19 protein-coding genes and 4 tRNA genes are annotated in these 22,152 nt (G+C 43.4%); 19 read left to right on the top strand and 4 right to left on the bottom strand.

Features of this window, described 5'->3' with window-relative positions; genetic code table 11:
• The first annotated feature begins 176 nt into the window (after nt 1-176).
• From rho to PTE_RS06760, 19 genes are all read left to right on the top strand, one after another.
• Nucleotides 177-1,436, top strand: a complete 1,260-nt coding sequence (gene rho / locus PTE_RS06855) for a transcription termination factor Rho (RefSeq protein ID WP_023043607.1) — start codon at nt 177-179, stop codon at nt 1,434-1,436.
• Nucleotides 1,437-1,719: 283 nt separating this feature from the next.
• Nucleotides 1,720-2,790, top strand: coding sequence for a UDP-N-acetylglucosamine--undecaprenyl-phosphate N-acetylglucosaminephosphotransferase (wecA, locus tag PTE_RS06850; RefSeq protein WP_152963479.1), 1,071 nt, complete (start codon nt 1,720-1,722; stop codon nt 2,788-2,790).
• Nucleotides 2,791-2,817: 27 nt separating this feature from the next.
• Nucleotides 2,818-3,873, top strand: coding sequence for an ECA polysaccharide chain length modulation protein (gene wzzE / locus PTE_RS06845; protein WP_036844187.1), 1,056 nt, complete (start codon nt 2,818-2,820; stop codon nt 3,871-3,873).
• Between the two features lie 127 nt (nt 3,874-4,000).
• Nucleotides 4,001-5,122 (top strand): non-hydrolyzing UDP-N-acetylglucosamine 2-epimerase, encoded by a 1,122-nt coding sequence (gene wecB / locus PTE_RS06840; RefSeq protein ID WP_036844186.1) that lies wholly within the window; start codon nt 4,001-4,003, stop codon nt 5,120-5,122.
• A 4-nt stretch (nt 5,123-5,126) separates the two neighbouring features.
• A complete protein-coding gene (wecC, locus tag PTE_RS06835; RefSeq protein ID WP_036844185.1) occupies nt 5,127-6,389 on the top strand; it encodes a UDP-N-acetyl-D-mannosamine dehydrogenase in 1,263 nt (420 codons plus the stop codon).
• A complete protein-coding gene (gene rffG / locus PTE_RS06830) occupies nt 6,386-7,456 on the top strand; it encodes a dTDP-glucose 4,6-dehydratase (RefSeq protein ID WP_036844184.1) in 1,071 nt (356 codons plus the stop codon). Before wecC ends, rffG begins: the two co-directional genes overlap by 4 nt.
• 17 nt (nt 7,457-7,473) lie before the next feature.
• Nucleotides 7,474-8,355: a glucose-1-phosphate thymidylyltransferase RfbA gene (rfbA, locus tag PTE_RS06825; RefSeq protein WP_036844183.1), complete on the top strand. Its 882-nt coding sequence runs from the start codon at nt 7,474-7,476 to the stop codon at nt 8,353-8,355.
• Entirely contained in the window at nt 8,333-9,070 is a 738-nt protein-coding gene (gene rffC, locus PTE_RS06820) for a dTDP-4-amino-4,6-dideoxy-D-galactose acyltransferase (RefSeq protein WP_036844182.1), read from the top strand. Before rfbA ends, rffC begins: the two co-directional genes overlap by 23 nt.
• Nucleotides 9,057-10,187, top strand: a complete 1,131-nt coding sequence (gene rffA / locus PTE_RS06815; RefSeq protein ID WP_036844181.1) for a dTDP-4-amino-4,6-dideoxygalactose transaminase — start codon at nt 9,057-9,059, stop codon at nt 10,185-10,187. Before rffC ends, rffA begins: the two co-directional genes overlap by 14 nt.
• 1 nt (nt 10,188) lies before the next feature.
• Nucleotides 10,189-11,439 (top strand): lipid III flippase WzxE, encoded by a 1,251-nt coding sequence (gene wzxE, locus PTE_RS06810; RefSeq protein WP_036844180.1) that lies wholly within the window; start codon nt 10,189-10,191, stop codon nt 11,437-11,439.
• Complete coding sequence (locus PTE_RS06805; protein WP_036844179.1) at nt 11,436-12,521, top strand: TDP-N-acetylfucosamine:lipid II N-acetylfucosaminyltransferase; 1,086 nt, start codon at nt 11,436-11,438, stop codon at nt 12,519-12,521. Before wzxE ends, PTE_RS06805 begins: the two co-directional genes overlap by 4 nt.
• Nucleotides 12,518-13,897, top strand: coding sequence for an ECA oligosaccharide polymerase (gene wzyE, locus PTE_RS06800; RefSeq protein WP_036844178.1), 1,380 nt, complete (start codon nt 12,518-12,520; stop codon nt 13,895-13,897). Before PTE_RS06805 ends, wzyE begins: the two co-directional genes overlap by 4 nt.
• Complete coding sequence (gene wecG, locus PTE_RS06795; protein WP_036844177.1) at nt 13,888-14,625, top strand: lipopolysaccharide N-acetylmannosaminouronosyltransferase; 738 nt, start codon at nt 13,888-13,890, stop codon at nt 14,623-14,625. Before wzyE ends, wecG begins: the two co-directional genes overlap by 10 nt.
• Before the next feature lie 243 nt (nt 14,626-14,868).
• Entirely contained in the window at nt 14,869-16,245 is a 1,377-nt protein-coding gene (gene thrP, locus PTE_RS06790) for a bifunctional threonine/serine APC transporter ThrP (protein WP_036844176.1), read from the top strand.
• 148 nt (nt 16,246-16,393) lie between these two features.
• Nucleotides 16,394-16,470: transfer RNA gene (locus PTE_RS06785), tRNA-Arg, on the top strand.
• 75 nt (nt 16,471-16,545) lie between these two features.
• Nucleotides 16,546-16,621: transfer RNA gene (locus PTE_RS06780), tRNA-His, on the top strand.
• Between the two features lie 15 nt (nt 16,622-16,636).
• A tRNA-Leu gene (locus tag PTE_RS06775) sits at nt 16,637-16,723 on the top strand.
• Nucleotides 16,724-16,741: 18 nt separating this feature from the next.
• Nucleotides 16,742-16,818, top strand: a tRNA-Pro gene (locus tag PTE_RS06770).
• Between the two features lie 757 nt (nt 16,819-17,575).
• Nucleotides 17,576-17,878, top strand: coding sequence for an NINE protein (locus tag PTE_RS06760; RefSeq protein ID WP_036844174.1), 303 nt, complete (start codon nt 17,576-17,578; stop codon nt 17,876-17,878).
• Between the two features lie 96 nt (nt 17,879-17,974).
• Here the strand turns inward: PTE_RS06760 and hemY are convergent, their stop codons facing one another.
• From hemY to hemC, 4 genes are read right to left on the bottom strand one after another with little or no spacing between them, the layout of a single operon-like run.
• Nucleotides 17,975-19,183 (bottom strand): protoheme IX biogenesis protein HemY, encoded by a 1,209-nt coding sequence (gene hemY, locus PTE_RS06755; protein ID WP_036844173.1) that lies wholly within the window; start codon nt 19,181-19,183, stop codon nt 17,975-17,977.
• A gap of 3 nt (nt 19,184-19,186) precedes the next feature.
• Nucleotides 19,187-20,320 carry a uroporphyrinogen-III C-methyltransferase gene (gene hemX / locus PTE_RS06750; RefSeq protein WP_036844172.1) on the bottom strand — a complete coding sequence of 378 codons (1,134 nt, stop codon included), beginning with the start codon at nt 20,318-20,320 and terminating at the stop codon, nt 19,187-19,189.
• 20 nt (nt 20,321-20,340) lie between these two features.
• Nucleotides 20,341-21,081, bottom strand: a complete 741-nt coding sequence (gene hemD / locus PTE_RS06745; RefSeq protein WP_036844171.1) for a uroporphyrinogen-III synthase — start codon at nt 21,079-21,081, stop codon at nt 20,341-20,343.
• Nucleotides 21,078-22,019, bottom strand: coding sequence for a hydroxymethylbilane synthase (gene hemC / locus PTE_RS06740; protein ID WP_036844170.1), 942 nt, complete (start codon nt 22,017-22,019; stop codon nt 21,078-21,080). Before hemC ends, hemD begins: the two co-directional genes overlap by 4 nt.
• Nucleotides 22,020-22,152 lie beyond the last annotated feature (133 nt).

The raw sequence follows: 22,152 nt of genomic DNA, 5'->3' as shown, positions 1-22,152 counted from the left end.
AGCCTGTCAGTCTTATTTGAGCTCAATCTTAGTACTTCAAATTACTACCTTTTTATATGAATAATGTATTAAAGGTCTTATTTGTTTTTTGTACAAAATAAACAGGCACCGATGACGCTGCCATACTATTCACGTTCATAGTTCGAGATATACCCCGAGTTTAAGAACCCACCATTATGAATCTTACCGAATTAAAGAATACGCCGGTATCTGAACTGATTACACTCGGCGAAAAGATGGGGCTAGAAAGTCTGGCCCGTATGCGTAAACAAGATATTATCTTCTCTATCCTTAAGCAGCATGCAAAAAGTGGAGAAGATATCTTCGGTGACGGTGTGCTGGAGATATTGCAGGATGGATTTGGATTTCTCCGTTCAGCAGACAGCTCCTACCTTGCCGGTCCCGATGATATCTACGTTTCTCCCAGCCAAATCCGCCGTTTTAACCTCCGTACCGGTGACACAATTTCAGGTAAAATCCGTCCACCTAAAGAAGGTGAACGCTATTTTGCACTGTTGAAAGTTAACGAAGTTAACTTTGATAAACCAGAAAATGCCCGTAGTAAAATCCTTTTTGAAAACTTAACTCCTCTGCATGCTAATAATCGCTTGCGTATGGAGCGTGGTAATGGTTCCACTGAGGATCTGACAGCCCGTGTTCTGGATCTGGCTGCACCGATTGGCCGTGGACAACGTGGTCTTATCGTAGCGCCACCAAAAGCGGGTAAGACCATGTTGCTGCAAAATATTGCTGCTAACATTGCTCACAATCATCCAGATTGTGTATTGATGGTACTTTTGATTGATGAACGTCCAGAAGAAGTAACCGAAATGCAACGTCTGGTGAAAGGTGAAGTTATTGCTTCTACTTTTGATGAACCCGCTTCCCGTCACGTTCAGGTGGCAGAAATGGTCATTGAGAAAGCAAAACGCCTGGTTGAACATAAAAAAGACGTTATTATCCTGCTTGATTCTATTACCCGCTTGGCTCGTGCTTATAACACGGTTGTCCCTGCATCTGGTAAGGTACTGACCGGTGGTGTAGATGCTAATGCGTTACATCGTCCAAAACGTTTCTTCGGTGCTGCACGTAATGTGGAAGAGGGTGGAAGCCTGACCATTATTGCGACTGCGTTGGTGGATACGGGCTCTAAGATGGATGAAGTGATTTACGAAGAGTTCAAAGGCACTGGTAACATGGAACTGCTCCTCTCCCGTAAAATTGCTGAAAAACGTGTCTTCCCAGCTATCGATTACAACCGTTCCGGTACACGTAAAGAAAATCTACTCACCACGACTGAAGAGCTACAGAAAATGTGGATTCTTCGCAAAATTATTCACCCGATGGGAGAAATTGATGCGATGGAATTCCTTATCAATAAGTTGGCTATGAGCAAAACAAACGACGATTTCTTTGACATGATGAAACGTTCGTAGTTTCTAACTCACTTTACGATGATTTTAATAAACGCCACGATTTCGTGGCGTTTTTTGCATCCATGATTATGGTGTTGTAAATATGGTATGTATTTTGCAAACATTTCACATACTGCCATCTATTTAAAATTAAATGTCACAAAAATGATATAAAGGCCATTAATTTTTCCATAATAAAGCAGTGTTTTCGCAAGCTGGAGTGCTTGTGGGATTGGGTTTTGGATAATAAATAACCAGGGTGTCTTTATTTTTACAGAGAGTTGTTATCGTGAATATTTTCAGCATGGATATCGAAGTTTTTTGCGTTTTTCTGTTTTCGTTTGCGTTTTTGTTTATAGCGCGCAAAGTAGCAAAGAAAATCGGTCTCGTTGATAAACCCAATTATCGTAAGTGTCATCAGGGATTGGTGCCTTTGGTGGGAGGGATATCAGTATTTACCGGGGTCTGTTTTGCTTTTGTTATCACTAAAGAATTTATTCCTCATAAGTGGTTATATTTGGTTTGTGCTGGTGTGCTGGTATTTATTGGCGCATTGGATGACCGTTTTGACATCAGCGTTAAGATCCGGGCAACTATCCAGGCTCTGGTTGGTATTGCGATGATGTATTTTGCCGGCTTGAAATTAAATAGTCTTGGTTATGCTTTTGGCTCTTGGGACATGACACTTGGGCCGTTCAGTTATGTTGTGACTTTATTTGCTGTCTGGGCTGCCATCAATGCATTCAATATGGTTGATGGAATAGATGGATTGTTGGGTGGATTATCCTGCGTCTCTTTCGGTGCTTTAGGGATCTTACTGTATCAAAGTGGTAACACTGCACTGGCATTATGGTGTTTTGCATTTATTGCTGCCATTCTCCCTTATATTATTTTTAATCTTGGTTTATTAAGCCAGCGTTTCAAAGTGTTTATGGGGGACGCAGGCAGTACATTGATTGGTTTTACAATTATCTGGTTGCTTATTGAATCTACTCAGGGGAATGAGCATCCGGTTAATCCAGTGACTGCATTATGGATTATCGCCATTCCATTAATGGATATGGTTGCCATTATGTACCGTCGGTTACGTAAAGGGATGAGCCCATTTTCTCCTGACAGACAACATATTCATCATCTGATTATGCGGGCTGGATTCTCATCACGTCAGGCATTTATCTTGATTACTGTTGCCGCAGCTTTATTCGCTGCTATTGGAATTACCGGGGAATGGTTGGAGTTTGTGCCTGAATGGGTAATGTTGGCACTTTTTTTGCTTGCATTTATGTTGTATGGCTATTGCATCAAGCACGCATGGCGGGTGGCTCGTTTCATCAAACGGCAAAAACGTCGTATGCGCCGTTCAGTTAACCATTAAACATCTATCTAACAGAGGTTTTGTGCAGTGATAAAATCAGAAACGAAATCTATTCAGGATGAACAAGCTCTGGAACATGAGCTGGATATCAGAGCCTTGTGCAGTGCTCTATGGCGCGGAAAGATATGGATTGTCGTACTGACAGTTATTTTCGTTGCTATAGCTCTTGGTGTGACATATCTGATGCAACAAAAATGGAGTGCAACGGCCACTACTGACTTGCCTACCACTAGTCATTTGGGGAGCTATTACTCTCAGCAGCAGTTTTTGCGCAATTTGGATACTCACATTAACATTTCACCGGAAACGCAGTTACCGTCTATTCCGGAAGAAGCTTATAAGGAATTCGTTACTCAGGTCGCGGCATATGATACTCGCCGTGAATTCTGGTTAAAATCTGATTATTACAAGCAGCATCAGAAAGGTGATGTCAGAGTTGACGCGGCCTTATTAGATGAATTAGTCAACAATATTCAGTTCATTCCTCATGATGATAAAAAAGTGTTGAATGACAGTATTAAACTGACAGCAGAATCTTCTGCACAAGCAAATCAACTCTTGCGCCAGTACATTGCTTTTGCTAACAGTCGTGCCAGTACTCATTTGAATGATGAAGTAAAAGGGGCATGGGCTACCCGCACTCAGTCTATGACAGCATTGGTTAAGCGCCAGGAAATGGTTGCTAAAGCGGTTTATAACCGCGAAATGAATGTGTTACAGCAATCGCTGAAGGTTGCAGAAAAACAAGGAATTCGGCGTAATCAAACTGATACTCCGATGGATCAATTGCCTGACTCAAAAATGTTTATGTTAGGTGCGCCGTTATTACAGGCTCAGCTTGAAACTCTGGAAGCGACAGGTCCCGACTATGATGTGGATTATGACCAGAATATTGCAATGTTAGCGACGTTAAATGTTGGTCCGACATTACAGGATCAATTTCAGACTTACCGCTATTTGAGAACACCAGAGGAACCCGTTACCAGAGACAGTCCTCGCAGAGTGTTTTTGATAATCATGTGGGGCGCAGTTGGTGCCTTGGTTGGTGCTGGCGTGGCATTAATACGACGTTCACGTAAATAATCAAATAATTATATGAATAACTGCTTCTTAGAGATATTTTCTGCAACTCCAGAAGCAGAAGTAAATAGCATCAAAGAGTATTTTTTGCAGGAAAGTCTGCAAGTTACTGACCAATAAGAGAGTCACTGTGAAAGTGTTGACTGTGTTTGGTACCCGGCCGGAAGCCATCAAGATGGCTCCGCTGGTACATGCATTGGCAAGGGATGAAGCCTTTGAAGCAAAAGTATGTGTCACCGCCCAACATCGGGAAATGTTGGATCAGGTGTTACATCTTTTTGAGATCACTCCCGATTTTGATCTCAATATTATGAAATCAGGGCAGGATTTAACGGATATTACATGTCGTATTCTGGAAGGATTGAAGCCCGTTTTGACAGAATTTAAGCCTGATGTTGTATTAGTTCACGGAGATACCACAACAACTATGGCGACCAGTTTGGCTGCGTTCTACCAGCGTATCCCTGTTGGTCATATTGAAGCTGGACTAAGAACCGGTGATCTCTATTCCCCTTGGCCGGAAGAGGCAAACCGTAAGATTGCCGGGCATTTGGCAATGTATCATTTTGCTCCGACGGAAAACTCTCGCAAGAATTTACAGAAAGAATCAATTGCAGATAATCGAGTTTTTGTCACGGGTAATACGGTGATCGATGCGTTGTTGTGGGTACGCGATCGAATAATGAATGATGAAGCTATGCGGAATAAGCTGGCGGAACATTACCCGTTTATTGATACTAATAAAAAAATGATCTTGGTAACGGGTCATCGTCGTGAAAGTTTTGGTGGTGGATTTGTGCGAATTTGTGAAGCATTGGCACAGATAGCCCGCGCCCATCCAGAAGTACAGGTAGTCTATCCGGTCCATCTAAACCCGAATGTCAGTGAGCCGGTAAAGCGTATTTTGCATGATATTGATAACATCATTCTCATCGAACCACAGGACTATTTACCATTCGTCTATTTGATGAATCATGCCTATATGATCCTGACGGATTCCGGTGGTATTCAAGAAGAAGCACCTTCTTTAGGAAAACCTGTACTGGTGATGCGTAATACTACTGAACGGCCAGAAGCGGTGGATGCGGGAACGGTACGTCTGGTAGGGACAGAAACAAGAACAATTGTGGAGGAGGTGACTCGATTGTTGACAGACGATACTGCCTATCAGCAAATGAGCCGCGCTCATAATCCTTACGGGGATGGCGATGCCTGTCAACGTATTCTCGACGTTTTGAAGAAAATCAGGTGACACTATGAGTTTTGAAACTATATCAGTTATCGGTCTTGGTTATATTGGTTTGCCAACTGCGGCAGCGTTTGCATTGCACAATAAGAAAGTCATTGGGGTAGATGTTAACCAGCATGCGGTAGAAACGATTAACCGTGGCGCAATTCATATTGTAGAACCGGATCTGGATAAAGTGGTGAAAATTGCTGTGGAAGGTGGCTACCTGAAAGCAGTAGTTTCTCCGTTACCCGCAGATGCTTTTCTGATAGCTGTTCCAACTCCTTTTAAAGGTGATCATGAGCCGGATATGACATATGTCCGTTCTGCCGCTGAATCCGTGGCGCGGGTTCTGAAAAAAGGCGATCTGGTTATTCTGGAATCTACCTCGCCAGTGGGTGCGACAGAGCAGATGGCAGAATGGTTAGCGGCAGAGCGCCCTGATCTGACTTTCCCACAACAGGTGGGAGATGAATCTGATATTGATATTGCTTACTGTCCTGAACGTGTATTACCGGGACAGGTTATGGTCGAGCTGATTAAGAATGACCGCGTTATTGGCGGTATGACGTCAAAATCTTCGGCCAGAGCCAGTGAACTGTATAGAATCTTCCTTGAAGGTGAATGTGTTATCACTAACTCAAGAACAGCAGAAATGTGTAAGCTGACAGAAAACAGTTTCCGGGATGTGAACATTGCATTTGCCAACGAACTTTCTCTGATTTGTGCTGAACAAGGCATCAATGTGTGGGAACTTATCAGTCTGGCAAACCGTCATCCCCGTGTAAATATTCTTCAGCCCGGCCCTGGAGTGGGGGGGCATTGTATTGCTGTTGACCCGTGGTTCATTGTTTCCCAAAATCCGGAACAATCACGTCTTATCCATACAGCACGTCTGGTTAATGATGGCAAGCCACTGTGGGTTGTGGATCAAGTAAAAGCGGCTGTTGCGGATTGTCTGGCTGAAAGTGGAAAGCGTGCAAGCGAAGTGAAAATCGCCTGTTTTGGCCTGGCATTTAAGCCAAATATTGATGACTTACGTGAGAGTCCAGCGGTATATATCACTCGTATGATTGCTCAATGGCATGCAGGTGAGACATTGGCTGTAGAGCCTAATGTCCATGAATTACCTGCTTCCTTGAAAGGAATGACTCAATTGATTAACCTGGAAAAAGCGTTGGAAGAAGCTGATATCTTGTTGATGCTGGTGGATCATAATCAGTTTAAAGCTGTAAATGGTTGTGAAATTAAACAGAAATGGATTGTGGATACAAAAGGAGTCTGGCGTTGAGACGTATTCTAATCACAGGTGGAGCAGGTTTTATTGGCTCCGCTGTTGTGCGGCATATTATTGATAATACAGAAGACAGCGTGGTTGTAGTTGATAGCCTGACTTATGCTGGTAATCTGGAGTCTCTTGACTCTGTTACGGATAGCACACGTTATGCGTTTGAACAGATTGATATCTGTCAGCGTGAAGCACTGGATCGGGTTTTGGAGCAGTATCAGCCGGATTGTGTGATGCATCTTGCGGCAGAAAGCCATGTAGATCGCTCTATTGATGGCCCTGCGGCATTTGTCGAAACTAACATTGTTGGTACCTATACTTTGTTGGAAGCTGCTCGGGCTTTTTGGCAGAAACTGAGTAAAGAGAAACAAGCTGCCTTTCGTTTCCATCATATTTCAACGGATGAAGTGTATGGAGATTTGCATGGTGAGGATGGTTTCTTTACTGAAACAACACCTTATGCGCCAAGCAGTCCATATTCAGCGTCCAAGGCATCCAGTGACCATTTGGTAAGAGCATGGCACCGTACTTATGGTTTACCGACAATTATCACCAATTGTTCAAATAACTATGGCCCTTACCATTTCCCGGAAAAATTGATCCCATTAATAATTTTGAATGCATTAGCAGGCAAATCTTTGCCGGTATACGGCGAAGGGAAGCAAATCCGTGATTGGTTGTACGTGGAAGATCACGCCAGAGCGCTTTATTTGGTTGTAACAGAAGCTGAACCGGGTAAAACCTATAATATTGGCGGTCATAACGAACGCAAAAATATTGATGTGGTTTGTGCCATTTGTGAGCTTCTGGAAGAATTTCGTCCTGAGAAGCCAGCAGGTACTGCTTATTATCGTGACTTGATTACTCATGTCGCAGATCGTCCTGGTCATGATATGCGTTATGCCATTGACGCTGCGAAAATTGAGCATGAGCTGGGTTGGAAACCACAGGAAACCTTCGAATCCGGGATTCGCAAAACAGTTCAATGGTATCTGGAAAATGAAAATTGGTGGCGTAGGGTTCAGGATGGATCGTATGCTGGTGAACGTCTTGGGTTAGGTGAAAACTAAGCTACTCTGGAGGTAACATGAAAGGCATTATTCTGGCAGGGGGCTCGGGTACCCGGTTGCATCCGATAACACGAGGTGTTTCCAAACAACTACTGCCAATTTATGATAAGCCGATGATTTACTATCCTTTGTCAGTACTGATGCTGGCAGGGATACGTGATGTTCTGATTATCTCCACACCAGAAGATTTACCTTCTTTCCGCCGGCTGTTTGGCAATGGTGACGAATTTGGTATTCGCTTGAGTTATAAAGAACAGCCATCACCAGATGGTTTAGCTCAGGCTTTTTTGATTGGTGAAGAGTTTATTAACGGGGAGCCCAGTTGCTTGGTATTGGGAGATAATATCTACTTCGGGCAAGCGTTTAGCCCAAAACTGAAAAAAGTTGTTTCCCGTGGAAAAGGGGCGACTATTTTTGGTTATCAGGTGATGGATCCTGAACGATTTGGTGTGGTGGAATTTGATGACGAGTTCCACGTTCTTTCCATAGAGGAAAAGCCGGAAAATCCAAAATCAAACTGGGCGGTAACGGGTCTCTATTTCTATGATAATCAGGTCGTGGATTTTGCCAGGCAGGTAAAACCTTCTGCACGGGGTGAGTTGGAAATTACCAGCATTAACCAGATGTATTTGGAACGTGGTGAGTTGAATGTTGAACTGTTAGGGCGTGGTTTTGCCTGGCTGGATACGGGTACTCATGACAGCTTGATTGAGGCTAGCACTTTTGTGCAGACTGTTGAGAAACGTCAGGGTTTTAAAATTGCTTGTCTTGAAGAAATTGCTTGGCGTAATGGCTGGTTGGATGATGAGCAGTTAAGAAAGACAGCAAAATCCTTATCAAAAACTGGCTACGGTCAATATCTGCTGGATCTACTTCATGTCCGTTCGCGCCAGTATTGAACCATTAGAGTGGGATAGTCATTACTTTGGGTTGCCCACTGCTCGCCTTGATTTCACACCTGATGCCAGGTTGTTAACTTTACCTCAATTAGAACAGTACGCTTTGGTGCAGGCCAAAGTGCCCGCACAACGATTAGATCTCATTGATGGGTTATCCGTGTTGGGTTTTTCGCTGGTGGAGGGGGAAGTTGATCTTTCCTTAAGGATTGGCATAGAAAATGCTTATATTACTCATAGTAACAACTCTAAGAATGTGCTGATCCCGGCGGAACAGCGGGATATCCCGATTCTGAAAGAGATAGCTGCCAAAATATTTTCTTTAAGCCGTTTCCGTGCCCCGTGGTATCAGCCGCAGGATAGTGGCCGTTTCTATGCTACCTGGGTTGAGAAAGCGGTATTAGGGACATTTGATCATCAATGTTTACTGGTAAACGGAGATAACGGACAACCCGCAGGGTTTGTTACTTTGCGGGATTTAGGGAATGGTGAGGCTCGTATGGGGTTGCTGGCCGTATTTCCAGGAAATACCGGCGGTGGAATTGGTTCAAAATTAATGTCGGTGGCGCAACAGTGGTGTCAACACCATCAAATACAGCAATTAAGAATTGCAACACAAACCAGCAACATCGCTGCTTTGCGCCTTTATACACGCAGTGGTGCACTTGTTGAAAGCACTGCTTATTGGTTATATAGGGGACGAAATGATTCCATTTAACAGACCACCAGTAGTCGGCACTGAATTAGATTACATGAAGCAGGCAATGGAGAGCGGTAAGCTTTGTGGGGACGGTGGTTTTACCAAACGTTGTGAAGAGTGGATGGAACAACATTTCGGCTGCCCGAAAGTTTTGCTGACGCCATCCTGCACAGCTTCTCTGGAAATGGCGGCTATTTTGCTGAATATCCAGCCCGGTGATGAAGTTATCATGCCGAGTTTCACTTTTGTTTCCAGTTCTAATGCGTTTGTACTGCGTGGGGCAACCGTTGTTTTTGTGGATATCCGTCCAGATACCATGAATATTGATGAAACCAAAATCGAAGCGGCGATTACAGATAAAACACGAGTGATTGTTCCGGTTCATTACGCTGGTGTGGCTTGTGAAATGGATACCATCATGGCTCTGGCAGAGAAATATAATCTGTTTGTCGTGGAAGATGCAGCCCAGGGGGTAATGTCTACTTATAAGGGGCGCGCATTGGGAACTATCGGGCACATTGGTTGCTACAGTTTCCATGAAACCAAAAACTACTCTTCTGGTGGTGAAGGCGGTGCAGCACTTATCAATGATGAATCCCTGATCTCGCGTGCTGAAATCGTCCGTGAAAAAGGAACGAATCGTAGCCAGTTTTTCCGTGGTCAAGTTGATAAATACACTTGGCGCGATATTGGTTCCAGTTATCTGATGTCAGATCTTCAAGCTGCTTATTTGTGGGCGCAACTCGAAGAAGCTAAGAAAATCAATGAACGTCGTCTTGCTTTGTGGAATACCTATTATCAGGTATTAAAACCGCTGGCTGATGCTGGTTACCTGACATTACCTGTAGTACCGGAAGGATTGGAACATAATGCTCATATGTTCTATATCAAACTGAAAGATGTTGAAGAGCGTTCTGCATTTAATAGCTATATGAAAGATGCTGGTGTACTGACGGTATTTCATTATGTTTCTCTGCATACCAGCCCGGGCGGTGAAAAATTTGGCCGTTTCCACGGAAAAGATCGTTTCACTACCAGTGAAAGTGATCGCTTGGTACGTTTGCCAATGTTTTACAACATAACAGATGCTGAACAGCAGAGTGTTATCGAACATATCAGGGAATACTTCGCCTGATATGTCATTGGCTAAAGCATCAATATGGACTGCGGGCTCTACACTGATAAAAATCGGTGTGGGGCTTTTAATCGTTAAATTACTGGCCGTTGCTTTCGGCCCTAGCGGGGTTGGGCAGGCAGGTAACTTCCGTCAGCTCATTACTGTCCTTGGGGTGTTGGCTGGTGCCGGTATTTTTAATGGTGTGACTAAATATGTTGCGGAGTATCAGCAGCAACCAGAAAGGTTGCGTGCGGTACTGGGGACTTCTTCTGCCATTATTCTCGGGTTTTCCACTCTGTTGGCCGTGATTTTTCTGTTGTTTAGCGGGCCGATCAGTATTGGGTTATTTGGTCATAGGGATTATGAGCCAGTTGTGCAGGCGCTCTCATTTATTCAAATGGGTATTGCCTGTGCTAACTATTTTCTGGCTATTTTGAAAGGATACCGGGATGCTCAGGGGAATGCGCTGGCGATTATTCTCGGTAGTTTGATAGGAGTGATTGCCTATTATTTCTGTTTCACCCTTGGTGGGTATGAAGGTGCTTTAGCTGGTTTGGCCTTAGTGCCGGCGCTGATAATATTTCCAGCGGGATTGATGCTTTTGCGTCGTAAAGAGATTTCATTCTCATATCTTAAGCCCATGTGGGATAAGGTACTGGCTAGCGAGCTCGGCAAATTTACCCTTATGGCTCTGTTGACTTCCATTACCTTACCGGTTGCTTACATTATGATGCGAAACTTGCTGGCAGCGCATTATAGTTGGGATGATGTGGGTATTTGGCAAGGTGTAAGCAGTATTTCCGATGCTTACCTGCAATTTATCACTGCTTCTTTCAGCGTTTATCTGTTGCCAACGCTTTCACGATTGAAGGGTAAAGGCGAAATATCAAATGAAATAGTTAAAGCGTTGAAATTTGTTTTGCCAGCAGTGGCATTTGCAAGTTTTACCGTATGGTTGTTGCGCGATTTTGCCATCTGGTTGTTGTTTTCTGACAAATTTACTGCTATGCGTGATTTGTTTGCTTGGCAATTGATTGGTGATGTATTGAAAGTGGGCGCTTACGTTTTTGGTTATCTGGTGATTGCCAAAGCGGCGTTGCGTTTTTATGTGCTGACTGAAGTCAGCCAGTTTTTGCTGCTTACTGGTTTTGCCCACTGGCTGATTCCTGTTAATGGATCGTTAGGTGCAGCGCAAGCTTATATGGCAACTTATATTGTTTATTTCACCCTTTGTTGTGGTGCATTTCTTATTTATCGCAGGCGAGCATGACAACCCTAATTCACGTCCTGGGATCTGATATCCCCCATCATAATCGAACGGTATTGCGCTTTTTTAATGACGTCTTAGCGCAAGAAATTGGTTTTTCAGCCAAACCAAAGTTTATGGTAGTGGCTAGGGATCGAGCTTCATTGGGTGATTGCCCGGCATTGGATATGGCATTTTTCGACAGTAAAAAATCTCTGTCTCAAGCTGTTATTGTTAAAGCCCAGTCAGACCGGGATTGCCGATTTTTTTTTCATGGGCAATTTAATGCGGGTTTGTGGTTAGCGTTGTTATCAGGAAAAATCAAACGCAATCAATTCTGGTGGCATGCTTGGGGCGCCGATCTTTATGAAGACTCCTGTCAGTTAAAATTCCGTCTGTTTTATTTCCTGCGTCGCCTGGCGCAACGTCGGGTAGGGCATGTATTTGCGGTTCGGGGAGATCTCTATTTTTATTCTCAACATCATCCGAAAGTACCAACGTCATTGCTCTATTTCCCAACCAGAATGGACCCAGCCTTGACGATTGCAGAAAAAGTGCCTTCTGACGATAACAAAATGGCAATTTTGTTGGGGAACTCCGGTGATCGATCAAATCGTCATATTGCTGCACTGAAAGCTATTCATAAGCAGTTTGGTGATAAGGTACAAATAGTCATCCCAATGGGTTATCCGGAAAATAATCAGGCTTATATTGAGCAGGTTGAGCAGGTTGCTTTATCGCTGTTCCGGCCGGAGAATTTAACAATTCTTAAGCAAAATATGGCGTTTGATGATTATTTGGCATTATTGCGCCGTTGTGATTTAGGGTATTTCATTTTTAACCGCCAGCAGGGGATTGGAACAATTTGTCTGTTGATACAATTTGGTGTGCCGCTTGTGCTTAGCCGTCAGAATCTTTTTTGGCAGGATTTAACAGAACAGCAGGTTCCGGTATTTTTCTCCGATGATTCTTTAGATAACCAACTAATTATGGAAGCACAACGGCAGATGCTTTCCTTAGATAGAAATGCGATAACTTTCTTCAGCCCGAATTTTGTTGATGGCTGGCGGCAAGCGCTGGTAAAAGCGGCAGGAGAGCAGCAATGACTTTAACGCAATTTGGCGGATTATTTGTTGTTTATCTGATATCACTGGTTTTTATCCTGACGTTGACTTATCAGGAATTCCGGCGTGTACGCTTTAATTTTAACGTGTTCTTCTCATTGCTTTATTTGCTAACATTTTATTTTGGTTTCCCTCTGACATGCTTGTTGGTTTTTCAATTCGATGTTGAGGTGGTACCTGTAGATTCCTTATTACACGCTCTGCTGGCTTCAACTTGTTTTTATGGAATTTATTACGTCAGTTATAAAACCCGGCTAAGAAAGCCGTCTATACAGCTTAAAACACCCGTATTCACCATGAACCGGGTAGAAACGAACTTCACATGGTTATTGCTGGTATTGGTTGCGGTTGTGACCGTTGGGTTGTTCTTTATGCAAAACGGTTTTCTATTGTTTAAATTACAGTCGTACAGTCAGATTTTTTCCAGTCAGGTTTCTGGTGTTGCTTTAAAGCGGTTCTTTTACTTCTTTATTCCTGCCATGTTAGTAGTTTATTTCTTGAAACCGACACAATTACGCTGGTTGTTTTTTCTGATGAGCACGGTTGCTTTTGGGATTCTGACTTATGTCATTGTTGGGGGAACAAGGGCTAATATTATTATTGCGTTTGCGTTATTCCTGTTTATCGGCATTGTTCGTGGCTGGATAACCTTGTGGATGCTGATGACTGCGGGAGTAATGGGAATTGTTGGCATGTTCTGGTTGGCGCTCAAACGTTATAGCCTGGATGTCAATGGTGCAGAAGCGTTTTATACCTTCCTCTACCTCACTAGGGATACTTTCTCGCCGTGGGAAAATCTGGCGTTATTGCTGAATAACTACGACAAAATCGATTTTCAGGGGTTAGCACCGATTATCCGTGATTTCTATGTTTTTATTCCAAGCTGGCTCTGGCCTGGGCGCCCTGATGCGGTGTTGAATTCAGCGAATTACTTCACCTGGGAAGTACTGGATAACCACTCTGGTCTGGCAATCTCCCCGACTTTGATAGGTTCTCTGGTGGTTATGGGCGGGGTACTGTTTGTTCCGGTTGGTGCGATTGTTGTTGGGTTGATAATTAAGTGGTTTGACTGGATTTATGAGTTAGGGAAACAGGAGACTAATCGTTATAAGGCCGCTATTTTGCAGGCATTCTGCTTTGGCGCGATCTTCAACATGATAGTACTGGCTCGTGAAGGATTGGATTCATTTGTTTCCCGTGTGGTATTTTTCTGTATTATTTTTGGTTTATGTCTGGTGGTTGCTAAGTTGTTGTATTGGTTACTTGAGAGTGCAGGGCTTATTAGAAAATACCTGACCAGTAACCTGGCTGTATCGCAAAAACGTCTGTTGCAATGTAAGGAAAGAAAATGGGGCTAAACAATATTCCCAAATATAGTATTCGCGGTCTGAATATTTGGGGCTTCCGCGATATGGCACACTTTCTTGACCATATTTTTCAAAGTGGGCAGGTAAAAACCGGTACTCTGGTTGCGGTTAATGCGGAAAAAGTTCTGACGGCAGAGGAAGATAAAGCGTTAAGTACACTGCTGGGCGAAGTAGAGTATCTGTATGCTGATGGTATCAGCATTGTACGCGCTATCCGCCGTAAATACCCTGATGCTGAAGTTTCCCGCGTAGCCGGTGCTGATCTGTGGGAAGCCATCATGGAGCGTGCTGGCAAAGAAGGCACCCCCGTTTTTCTGGTTGGCGGTAAACCAGAGATATTGGAACAGACGGAAAACAAACTGCGGACTCAGTGGAACGTTAATATTGTTGGTAGTCAGAATGGTTATTTCACGTCAGAAGAGCGTGATGTTGTTTTTGAACGGATTCATGCTAGCGGAGCCGCAATTGTGACAGTTGCAATGGGGTCGCCTAAGCAAGAAATTTTCATGCGTGACTGTTGTAAAATTCATTGCGGTGCTCTCTATATGGGAGTTGGTGGTACTTATGACGTATTCACCGGCCACGTAAAACGTGCGCCAAAAGTATGGCAGAACCTAGGGCTTGAGTGGTTTTATCGTTTGTTATCACAGCCAAGTCGTGTCCGTCGTCAGTTTAAGTTATTGAAATTTCTGGGATATTACTACCGCAATCGTCTGTAAATATGTTGTCTGCCTGTCGTATAACAATTTGCGGCAGGCTGTTAAAAAATTCATTTCACAGCGTCTATATAACCGTTTGATCCTGCCGGGCTTTTGTCATCTGTACTAATTATTAGGTAATTTTTTATTTCACTGAGCGGAAAAACGTGTTTTGATCCTTGCCATTTTTATGGCTGGTCAAAACCAGTCTTGTATATTTTGAACTATTGCACATTAAAACACATAACAATGGACAGGGAATTTATGGCAGATCAACAACAGGGCCTACAACGAGGTTTAGAAGCCCGTCATATTGAGCTAATCGCATTAGGTGGAACTATTGGTGTCGGTCTGTTTATGGGCTCAGCCAGCACGTTGAAATGGGCTGGTCCTTCTGTTTTGCTGGCTTACATTATTGCCGGAATTTTTGTTTTCTTCATTATGCGATCCATGGGTGAAATGCTGTTTCTTGAGCCTGTCACGGGTTCTTTCGCTTCTTTTGGTCATAAATATCTCAGCCCATATTGGGGATGCCTGACCGCTTGGGGTTATTGGTTTATGTGGGTGGCAGTAGGGATATCAGAAATAACAGCTATCGGAGTTTATGCCGAGTTCTGGTTTCCTGAGCTTCCCCAATGGGTATCAGCATTGATTGCGGTGGCATTAGTCGCTTTAGCGAACCTCGCGGCGGTACGTCTTTATGGTGAACTGGAATTTTGGTTTGCTATGATTAAAGTGACCACAATTATCGTCATGATCCTGATTGGCTTGGGATTGATATTTTTTGGTATTGGTAATCAATGGCAACCTATTGGATTGGATAATCTGACTGCTCATGGTGGCTTTTTTGCTGGTGGTTGGCAAGGGTTTCTGTTTGCGCTTTGTATTGTTGTTGCGTCTTATCAGGGTGTGGAACTGGTAGGCATCACTGCGGGTGAAGCTAAGAATCCACAGGTTACGTTGAAAAAAGCGATTAATAATATTCTCTGGCGTATTCTGATTTTCTACGTGGGGGCGATTTTTATTGTTGTTACCTTATTTCCGTGGATAGAAGTTGGTTCACAGGGTAGTCCGTTTGTGATGACCTTTACCAAAGTGGGTATCACTTCAGCGGCAGCTGTGATTAACTTTGTGATATTGACCGCTGCACTTTCTGGTTGTAACAGTGGCATGTACAGCGGTGGACGGATGCTCTACGCATTGGCGCAAAACCGTCAGTTACCTTCATCGCTAACAAAATTGTCAAAGAATGGTGTGCCGGTAATCGGTATTGCCATTACAATTTTGTGCTTGCTGATAGGTTCCAGTTTGAATTACCTGATCCCAAATCCACAGGCAGTTTTTGTTTATGTTTACAGTGCCAGTGTATTGCCGGGAATGATTCCGTGGTTTGTTATTCTGGTGAGCCAGTTGCGTTTTCGTCAGTACCATCAAGAGGCACTGAAGCAACATAGTTTTAAATCTATCCTGTTCCCCTATGTGAATTATCTGACACTGGCATTTTTATGCTGTGTATTGGTAGGTATGGCAATTAACCCGGATACTCGTTTCTCATTGCTGGTAGGTGGAGGTTTTCTGCTGATAGTGTCGCTGATTTATTGGATAGTAAGGTTTTTTTGCAGCAGAAAACCAACAGTCTGATTTACTGTCATAGCTGTAGCGGGTAGTGGCGTGATAGCTGGCTTTATCAACGAAGTGAGTAAGGTGTAATCAAACGCATCATTTCTTAAAAAAAGCGCTGGACAGTATATCATTAAATCCGTACTATCCCCATCCGCAACGGCGTTAAGCGCCCGTAGCTCAGCTGGATAGAGCGCTGCCCTCCGGAGGCAGAGGTCTCAGGTTCGAATCCTGTCGGGCGCACCATTAATTTGCGTGCAAGAGCTGCGGTGTATTTCCGCTGTTTGTAAGTTGCAATATAGTAGTAAAATAGCTGTTATGGTGGCTATAGCTCAGTTGGTAGAGCCCTGGATTGTGATTCCAGTTGTCGTGGGTTCGAGTCCCATTAGCCACCCCATCTTTTTTATGACACGCGAGGGTGGCGGAATTGGTAGACGCGCTAGCTTCAGGTGTTAGTGTCCTTACGGACGTGGGGGTTCAAGTCCCCCCCTTCGCACCATAAAAAAGAAAAAAATTTCGGCGAGTAGCGCAGCTTGGTAGCGCAACTGGTTTGGGACCAGTGGGTCGGAGGTTCGAATCCTCTCTCGCCGACCAAATTCTGAAGGACCCTGCAATGCAGGGTTTTTTGCTTTCTCCTTTCCTATTTTTTGTTTCCCCTTCTGTTCATTACTCGTAGTGTGTGCTTGATTCAATTTAAGTTCAGTGAATTGTTTTCCGACATTAGCTACTTGTTTTATATAATAATTTTTCATCTTGTTGTATTTTGACGACGATTGATATATTAGCTGTCTCAAATAAGAGACTTATAACATATTGAATTAAAATGAAAAATAATAAATGTGTTATACGTTGTCTCAAATAAGAGACAGTCAATGAAGTGGATTTTGTGATGATTTGCTTTCTCGTTGTAATAAATAGAGAAATAACCGATGAGGTGAAGCGATTTATCATCCGGATAAAAGTTGGCATGTTAAATGCATTACTACAAAACGTAGATGCTCATCCTATTTCTTATGACAGCATATGCTTCATAAACCCAGGGATGATGCAGAGCCGATTATCGGTGCCTATTGTCCATGTCACAGATGAGTAAGATATAGCCATCTTTTCATCGCCGATCGGACTTAACGTTGAGTGAGGCACTATCCGTCTGTAGACCTGATTGTATTTGTACACCTATCTTTATTTCTAGGGTAGGTGTTTTTTTTGTCTATCGTTAGGGAATCTCTGATAGATTTATATACTGTTTAGATATTAATATAAGCAAAACAGGAAATACGACTATTGGTTTCTGCTATAAAACTGACTTAGTTACAGTTATTTCTTCCTAACTTATTTAAAGGAAATAGAGATGTCAAAAATGATCGGATGCTTTGGTTGTGGTCAAATGTTGCATGAATCGGCACAATCATGCCCGCATTGTGGTGCGGTGATAAAGGCATATTCTTCTGGTAGTAAAAGCAGAATTGTTGCTGCATTGTTGGCATTTTTTCTTGGCTTTATTGGTGCTCATAAATTTTATCTGGGTAAAATTGGTATGGGGATTTTATATTTGTTATTTTGCTGGACATTTATCCCCTATTTTATCTCATTTATTGAATTTATTATTTATCTTTGCACTTCTGATGAAGATTTTGCCAGAAAGTATGGCTAGAAAAATGCCCTCGTGTGGAGGGCATTTTTAATCAATGAAATGAATATCTTAAAGGAATAGTGATGGATAGATTATGAAACTAGAGGTTAGCTGGCACTATTGGCTATTAGCTACATCACTCTCGCGCTTTAAAGTTAGCACCAATCCCTCACGGCGAACCTGTGCCGCTTCTTCCGGTTTGCGTAACTTATCCAATGCATCTGCTAACCAGGCATAATCATGGGCATCTGGCCGCTGATCTAATGCGGCTTGAAAATCTTTTGTTGCTTTTTCCCATTCTCCGTGGCGTAAAGCAACCTGTCCAAGAGTACTGTTTAGCAGAGGGGTTGCGCCATGTTGCTTTAACTGATGGTCCAGCGCTTTTTGTACCGGCTTTGGATCTTCACTTTTTAACCGTGGAATCAACGACAATAAACGTTCATCGTATTGACGTTTTAAACTTTCCAGGATGATTTTTTGTGCTGTTTCATGGTCATCACATTCAATCAAATGCTCAGATATTGCAATCTGCAAAGCCACGTTATGGCGAATTTTACGGCTTTGATCATGCCACCAGCGTTTTAAACCTTCGCTGCCTTGTTCTGCCATATATTGATTCATCAGACCGATATAGGCTTGTTGGCGTAGTTTATGAATTTGTAACTCATCATGCAGATGGATTTTCTCCATTGTTGGCAGTATATCAATCAGTGACTGGTAAGCTCCCGATCTTGTGTAAGCCTGTTCAGCCAGGCGTAAAACTTCTGGATGGCGTGAAGCTTGATTCAGAAGTTTGTCTATACCGTGGCGAGCTGCATGAATTTCACCTTGTGCCAGTTGAATACGTACACGGGTAATATCCACAGGTAACTGATTATTGTCTGCGACTTCTGCCGCACGTTCCAGATACTGATTAGTACGGAATTCATCTCCACGTTGTTGGGCTGCTTCGGCTGCCAGCAAGTAGTTGACTACAGGTTGTTCTGCATGATCAGCATTACGGGTCAGTAATTGCTCAACTTGTTTAAAATCACCTTCGGCCAGCTTGATTAACGCTTCCTTTGTTTGAGCATGAGCGCGGTTGCGTTTACGTCCGAGGAACCAACCTCGGGTACGGGAGCCTGTATGCATAACTCTACGGTAGCACCAGCCAAGGAAGCAGAGCACCATTTGTAACAGAACAAATATAATGAACAGGCCGGTAACACTGGTTTCAATATTGTAGTTGTCAGTCTGAATCAGAACATATCCCTGATGACCCGCAACGATTGGGCCAAGCACAATACCAACAATCAGTACAACAAACAGTAACAAAACTTTTAGCATAACTTAGCCCTCCAGATGGGTTTCAGAGGACTGGGACAGCAAGTTGCGAACCCGGGTTTGCATCAGTTTTTCCAGTAAAGGCTGACTTGAAAGATGATTGGGTACCGTCATGGAAACAGGTTGCTGACTGAGTGAATCAATTTCTTCTAGGAATGCTTTGGTATTTGGATCGTTGATATCAAAGTAAGCTCTGACCCAGGTTGAAACCGTTTCCAGTGATTGTTTAAAAACTTCACTCTGATGACGCGGTATTGCTTGAGCTGCAATCAACAGACGGGCACGGATATTCTCCCGTAGATAGATATCCTGATTTGGTGCCAGTAATGGTTCTGCTGTGGTATCGCGGCGACGGATAGTAATAAAATTATCTATAAAGCTGTTCCAGCTTTTATTCAGATTCTGACGCCATTCAGATAATGAACCGGTTAATTCATCATTGTCTTCATCCATAGGTAAACCATCAATTGTGTTGTCAGCCAGACGCAGGTTATCTACTTGGTTAGAGAGTTGATTAACCCGTAGGATGGCACCATCAAAATCAACCTGATTGATGGCAGATAATGCGCTGATGTCCTGTGTAATTGCACGACGGATTTCAATCAGGCTTGGATCATTCATCTCAGCGAGACTGGCATCTGCATTTTTTAGTAGGGCTGCGGCGGTGACGACATCTTGATCATTCCATAATTTCCGGCCGGCCATTTTGACTAAAAAGTCAGCTTGCGCCAGTAGCCAGCTTTTTACGTCAGAACTGGATAACGAAGAGATTTTGGCTTGTAACTCTTGCAGACGATTATCCAATTGATCATTTTGTGCTGCTTGTGAGGCAAAATGGTTTAAAGCTTGCGATTGTTCTTTGAATAGAATTTCAATACGTTGTTTATCTTGTGATTGCTGTTGTTTCAAGGATTCCAATTGTTGGCGCAGTTCATGGTTTTCCGCACTGAGTAAATGGCTTTGCTGTTGTCCGTAGTAATAAAGGCCGCCACCGATTGCCAGAATAATTGCAATAGTAATAATACTTCTCAGAGTGCCAGAACATTCTTGCTTTTGAGGCACTGTTTCGGGCGGTTGCGAGTTTCCAACCGTATTTATTGTTTTTTCAACCGTCTCTGCGGACTGTTTTTGCTCCGTCATAGTGGGCATCCCATGTCAGTTTATTCTAGTGCCTGAATTAAGGCATCGTTGTCTGCACTTTTTGCAACTTTAATATCTTGCCAGCCCAAGTTCTGGGCGGTGTGTGCAAGACGCTCGCTTACCACAACAAGGCGGCAATTTAATAACCACCTATTCCGATCACTTTCGGGAATTAAGTTATATAACAGTTGCAGTATTTCGCCACTGGTTACAATTAAAGTCTGTACTCCACATTTTTGCCAGTGGGCACTGAATTTTGCTGCCGGATAGTCTACTGGCTGGCGAAGATAACATTCACAATAACTAATTGAGGCCCCTCTTTCTGTCAACGTGTGGGCAATAACCTCACGCCCGACATTTCCTCTGAGCAACAAAGCCAGTTTATTTTCAATCTGATGTAATGATGGTAGTTCCAGCAGGATTTCGCTGGTTTCACCCTCTAATGACCAGATAATATTTATATCAGTCAATTGATGAAAAGCCAGTGCGGTTGATCTGCCAATAGCATAATAAATCAGCTTGTCAGGCCATGACAGATTAATTTTATTTAACTGTGAATTTGCATAATGAACTGCATTTTTTGACAACAGAAATACCATATCACCGGCATTCAGCTGACTGAGCTTCTCAGCTAGCTGTGGCAGCTCTGAACCTGGGTGAATATTGATTAAAGGTGCGCTGAAAGCAGTTTTTCCCGCTGCCTGTAACTTTTTGACTAATTCTTCTCCGGCAGGAGAAGGCCGTGTCACCAGAATGCTCATGTGGGGGGATTTCCTTGATAAACGTCGGTCAGAATTGCCTTCGCTCCCCGTTCCAGCAACTCTTCTGCCAGTTTAATCCCTGCCTGACTGGCATCTTTTGCTAATGCGGTTCTCTCACCACGAATAATAACGCTGCCATCCGGTGCTCCAACCAATGCCCGTAGCCAGATTTTCTCATCCTGCCAGATGGCATAGCTGCCTATTGGTACTTGGCAGCCTCCTTCCAAACGGGTATTCATTGCCCGTTCGGCAAGAACACAGATTTCTGTATCATAATGATTTAATGGTGCCAGCAGAGCTTGTGTTTGCTGGTCGTCAAGGCGGCATTCAATTCCCACAGCGCCTTGGCCAACGGCAGGTAATGATTGTTCTACAGACAACGGCATACGGATACGTTCATGCAGTTTTAACCTTTTCAATCCTGCAACAGCGAGAATGATGGCATCGTAATGACCATTATCCAGCTTATTCAGACGGGTGCCGACATTACCCCGAAGGTCACGGATAATCAGGTCGGGACGTAATGCACGGAGTTGGCACTGACGGCGTAAACTTGATGTGCCAACAATGCTGCCTGTTGGTAGTTCATCAAGAGCATTATATTTAACAGAAACAAAAGCATCGCGCGGATCATCACGTTCACAAATAGTGACCAAGCCCAGTCCTTCAGGAAAAGAGATCGGTACATCTTTCATTGAATGAACCGCGATATCGGCCCGCCCTTCAAGCAAAGCCCATTCTAATTCTTTGACAAATAGCCCCTTGCCGCCCACTTTTGCCAGAGGGGTATCCAGAATGATATCGCCTTGGGTTACCATCGGAACCAGTTGAATTTCCAAGTCTGGGTGATGTTGTTGTAATTTTTGCTGAACATGAAGTGTCTGCCATATAGCCAAAGGGCTTTGACGGGTTGCGATTCGGATGGTTTTTGTTGACATAGATGTTTAGATTTCTCAGGCTTTTCTGCCGTCATATAAATGAAAAACTAGCACTCGTTTTAACACTTCAGCAGTTTTTTTTCCAGTTAATGCCTGAGAAGAAAGTGTGCAGATTAGGTTGAAATATAAAATA

The organism is Photorhabdus khanii NC19, from assembly GCF_000517265.1.
In the GTDB taxonomy this organism is placed as follows: Bacteria; Pseudomonadota; Gammaproteobacteria; order Enterobacterales; family Enterobacteriaceae; genus Photorhabdus; species Photorhabdus khanii.
Note: the sequence above shows the minus strand (reverse complement) of the source record. Positions and strands in the feature narration are given on the sequence as shown.

Bases quoted from the DNA above. Each gene is read 5' to 3' on its own strand.
- wecC (WP_036844185.1), top strand. From the start codon at position 5,127: ATGAGTTTTGAAACTATATCAGTTATCGGTCTTGGTTATATTGGTTTG.
- wzxE (WP_036844180.1), top strand. From the start codon at position 10,189: ATGTCATTGGCTAAAGCATCAATATGGACTGCGGGCTCTACACTGATA.
- rffA (WP_036844181.1), top strand. From the start codon at position 9,057: ATGATTCCATTTAACAGACCACCAGTAGTCGGCACTGAATTAGATTAC.
- hemC (WP_036844170.1), bottom strand. From the start codon at position 22,019: ATGTCAACAAAAACCATCCGAATCGCAACCCGTCAAAGCCCTTTGGCT.
- wecG (WP_036844177.1), top strand. From the start codon at position 13,888: ATGGGGCTAAACAATATTCCCAAATATAGTATTCGCGGTCTGAATATT.
- wzyE (WP_036844178.1), top strand. From the start codon at position 12,518: ATGACTTTAACGCAATTTGGCGGATTATTTGTTGTTTATCTGATATCA.
- hemX (WP_036844172.1), bottom strand. From the start codon at position 20,320: ATGACGGAGCAAAAACAGTCCGCAGAGACGGTTGAAAAAACAATAAAT.
- wecA (WP_152963479.1), top strand. From the start codon at position 1,720: ATGGATATCGAAGTTTTTTGCGTTTTTCTGTTTTCGTTTGCGTTTTTG.
- PTE_RS06760 (WP_036844174.1), top strand. From the start codon at position 17,576: ATGTCAAAAATGATCGGATGCTTTGGTTGTGGTCAAATGTTGCATGAA.
- rffC (WP_036844182.1), top strand. From the start codon at position 8,333: ATGTCCGTTCGCGCCAGTATTGAACCATTAGAGTGGGATAGTCATTAC.
- hemD (WP_036844171.1), bottom strand. From the start codon at position 21,081: ATGAGCATTCTGGTGACACGGCCTTCTCCTGCCGGAGAAGAATTAGTC.
- rho (WP_023043607.1), top strand. From the start codon at position 177: ATGAATCTTACCGAATTAAAGAATACGCCGGTATCTGAACTGATTACA.
- rfbA (WP_036844183.1), top strand. From the start codon at position 7,474: ATGAAAGGCATTATTCTGGCAGGGGGCTCGGGTACCCGGTTGCATCCG.
- thrP (WP_036844176.1), top strand. From the start codon at position 14,869: ATGGCAGATCAACAACAGGGCCTACAACGAGGTTTAGAAGCCCGTCAT.
- PTE_RS06805 (WP_036844179.1), top strand. From the start codon at position 11,436: ATGACAACCCTAATTCACGTCCTGGGATCTGATATCCCCCATCATAAT.
- hemY (WP_036844173.1), bottom strand. From the start codon at position 19,183: ATGCTAAAAGTTTTGTTACTGTTTGTTGTACTGATTGTTGGTATTGTG.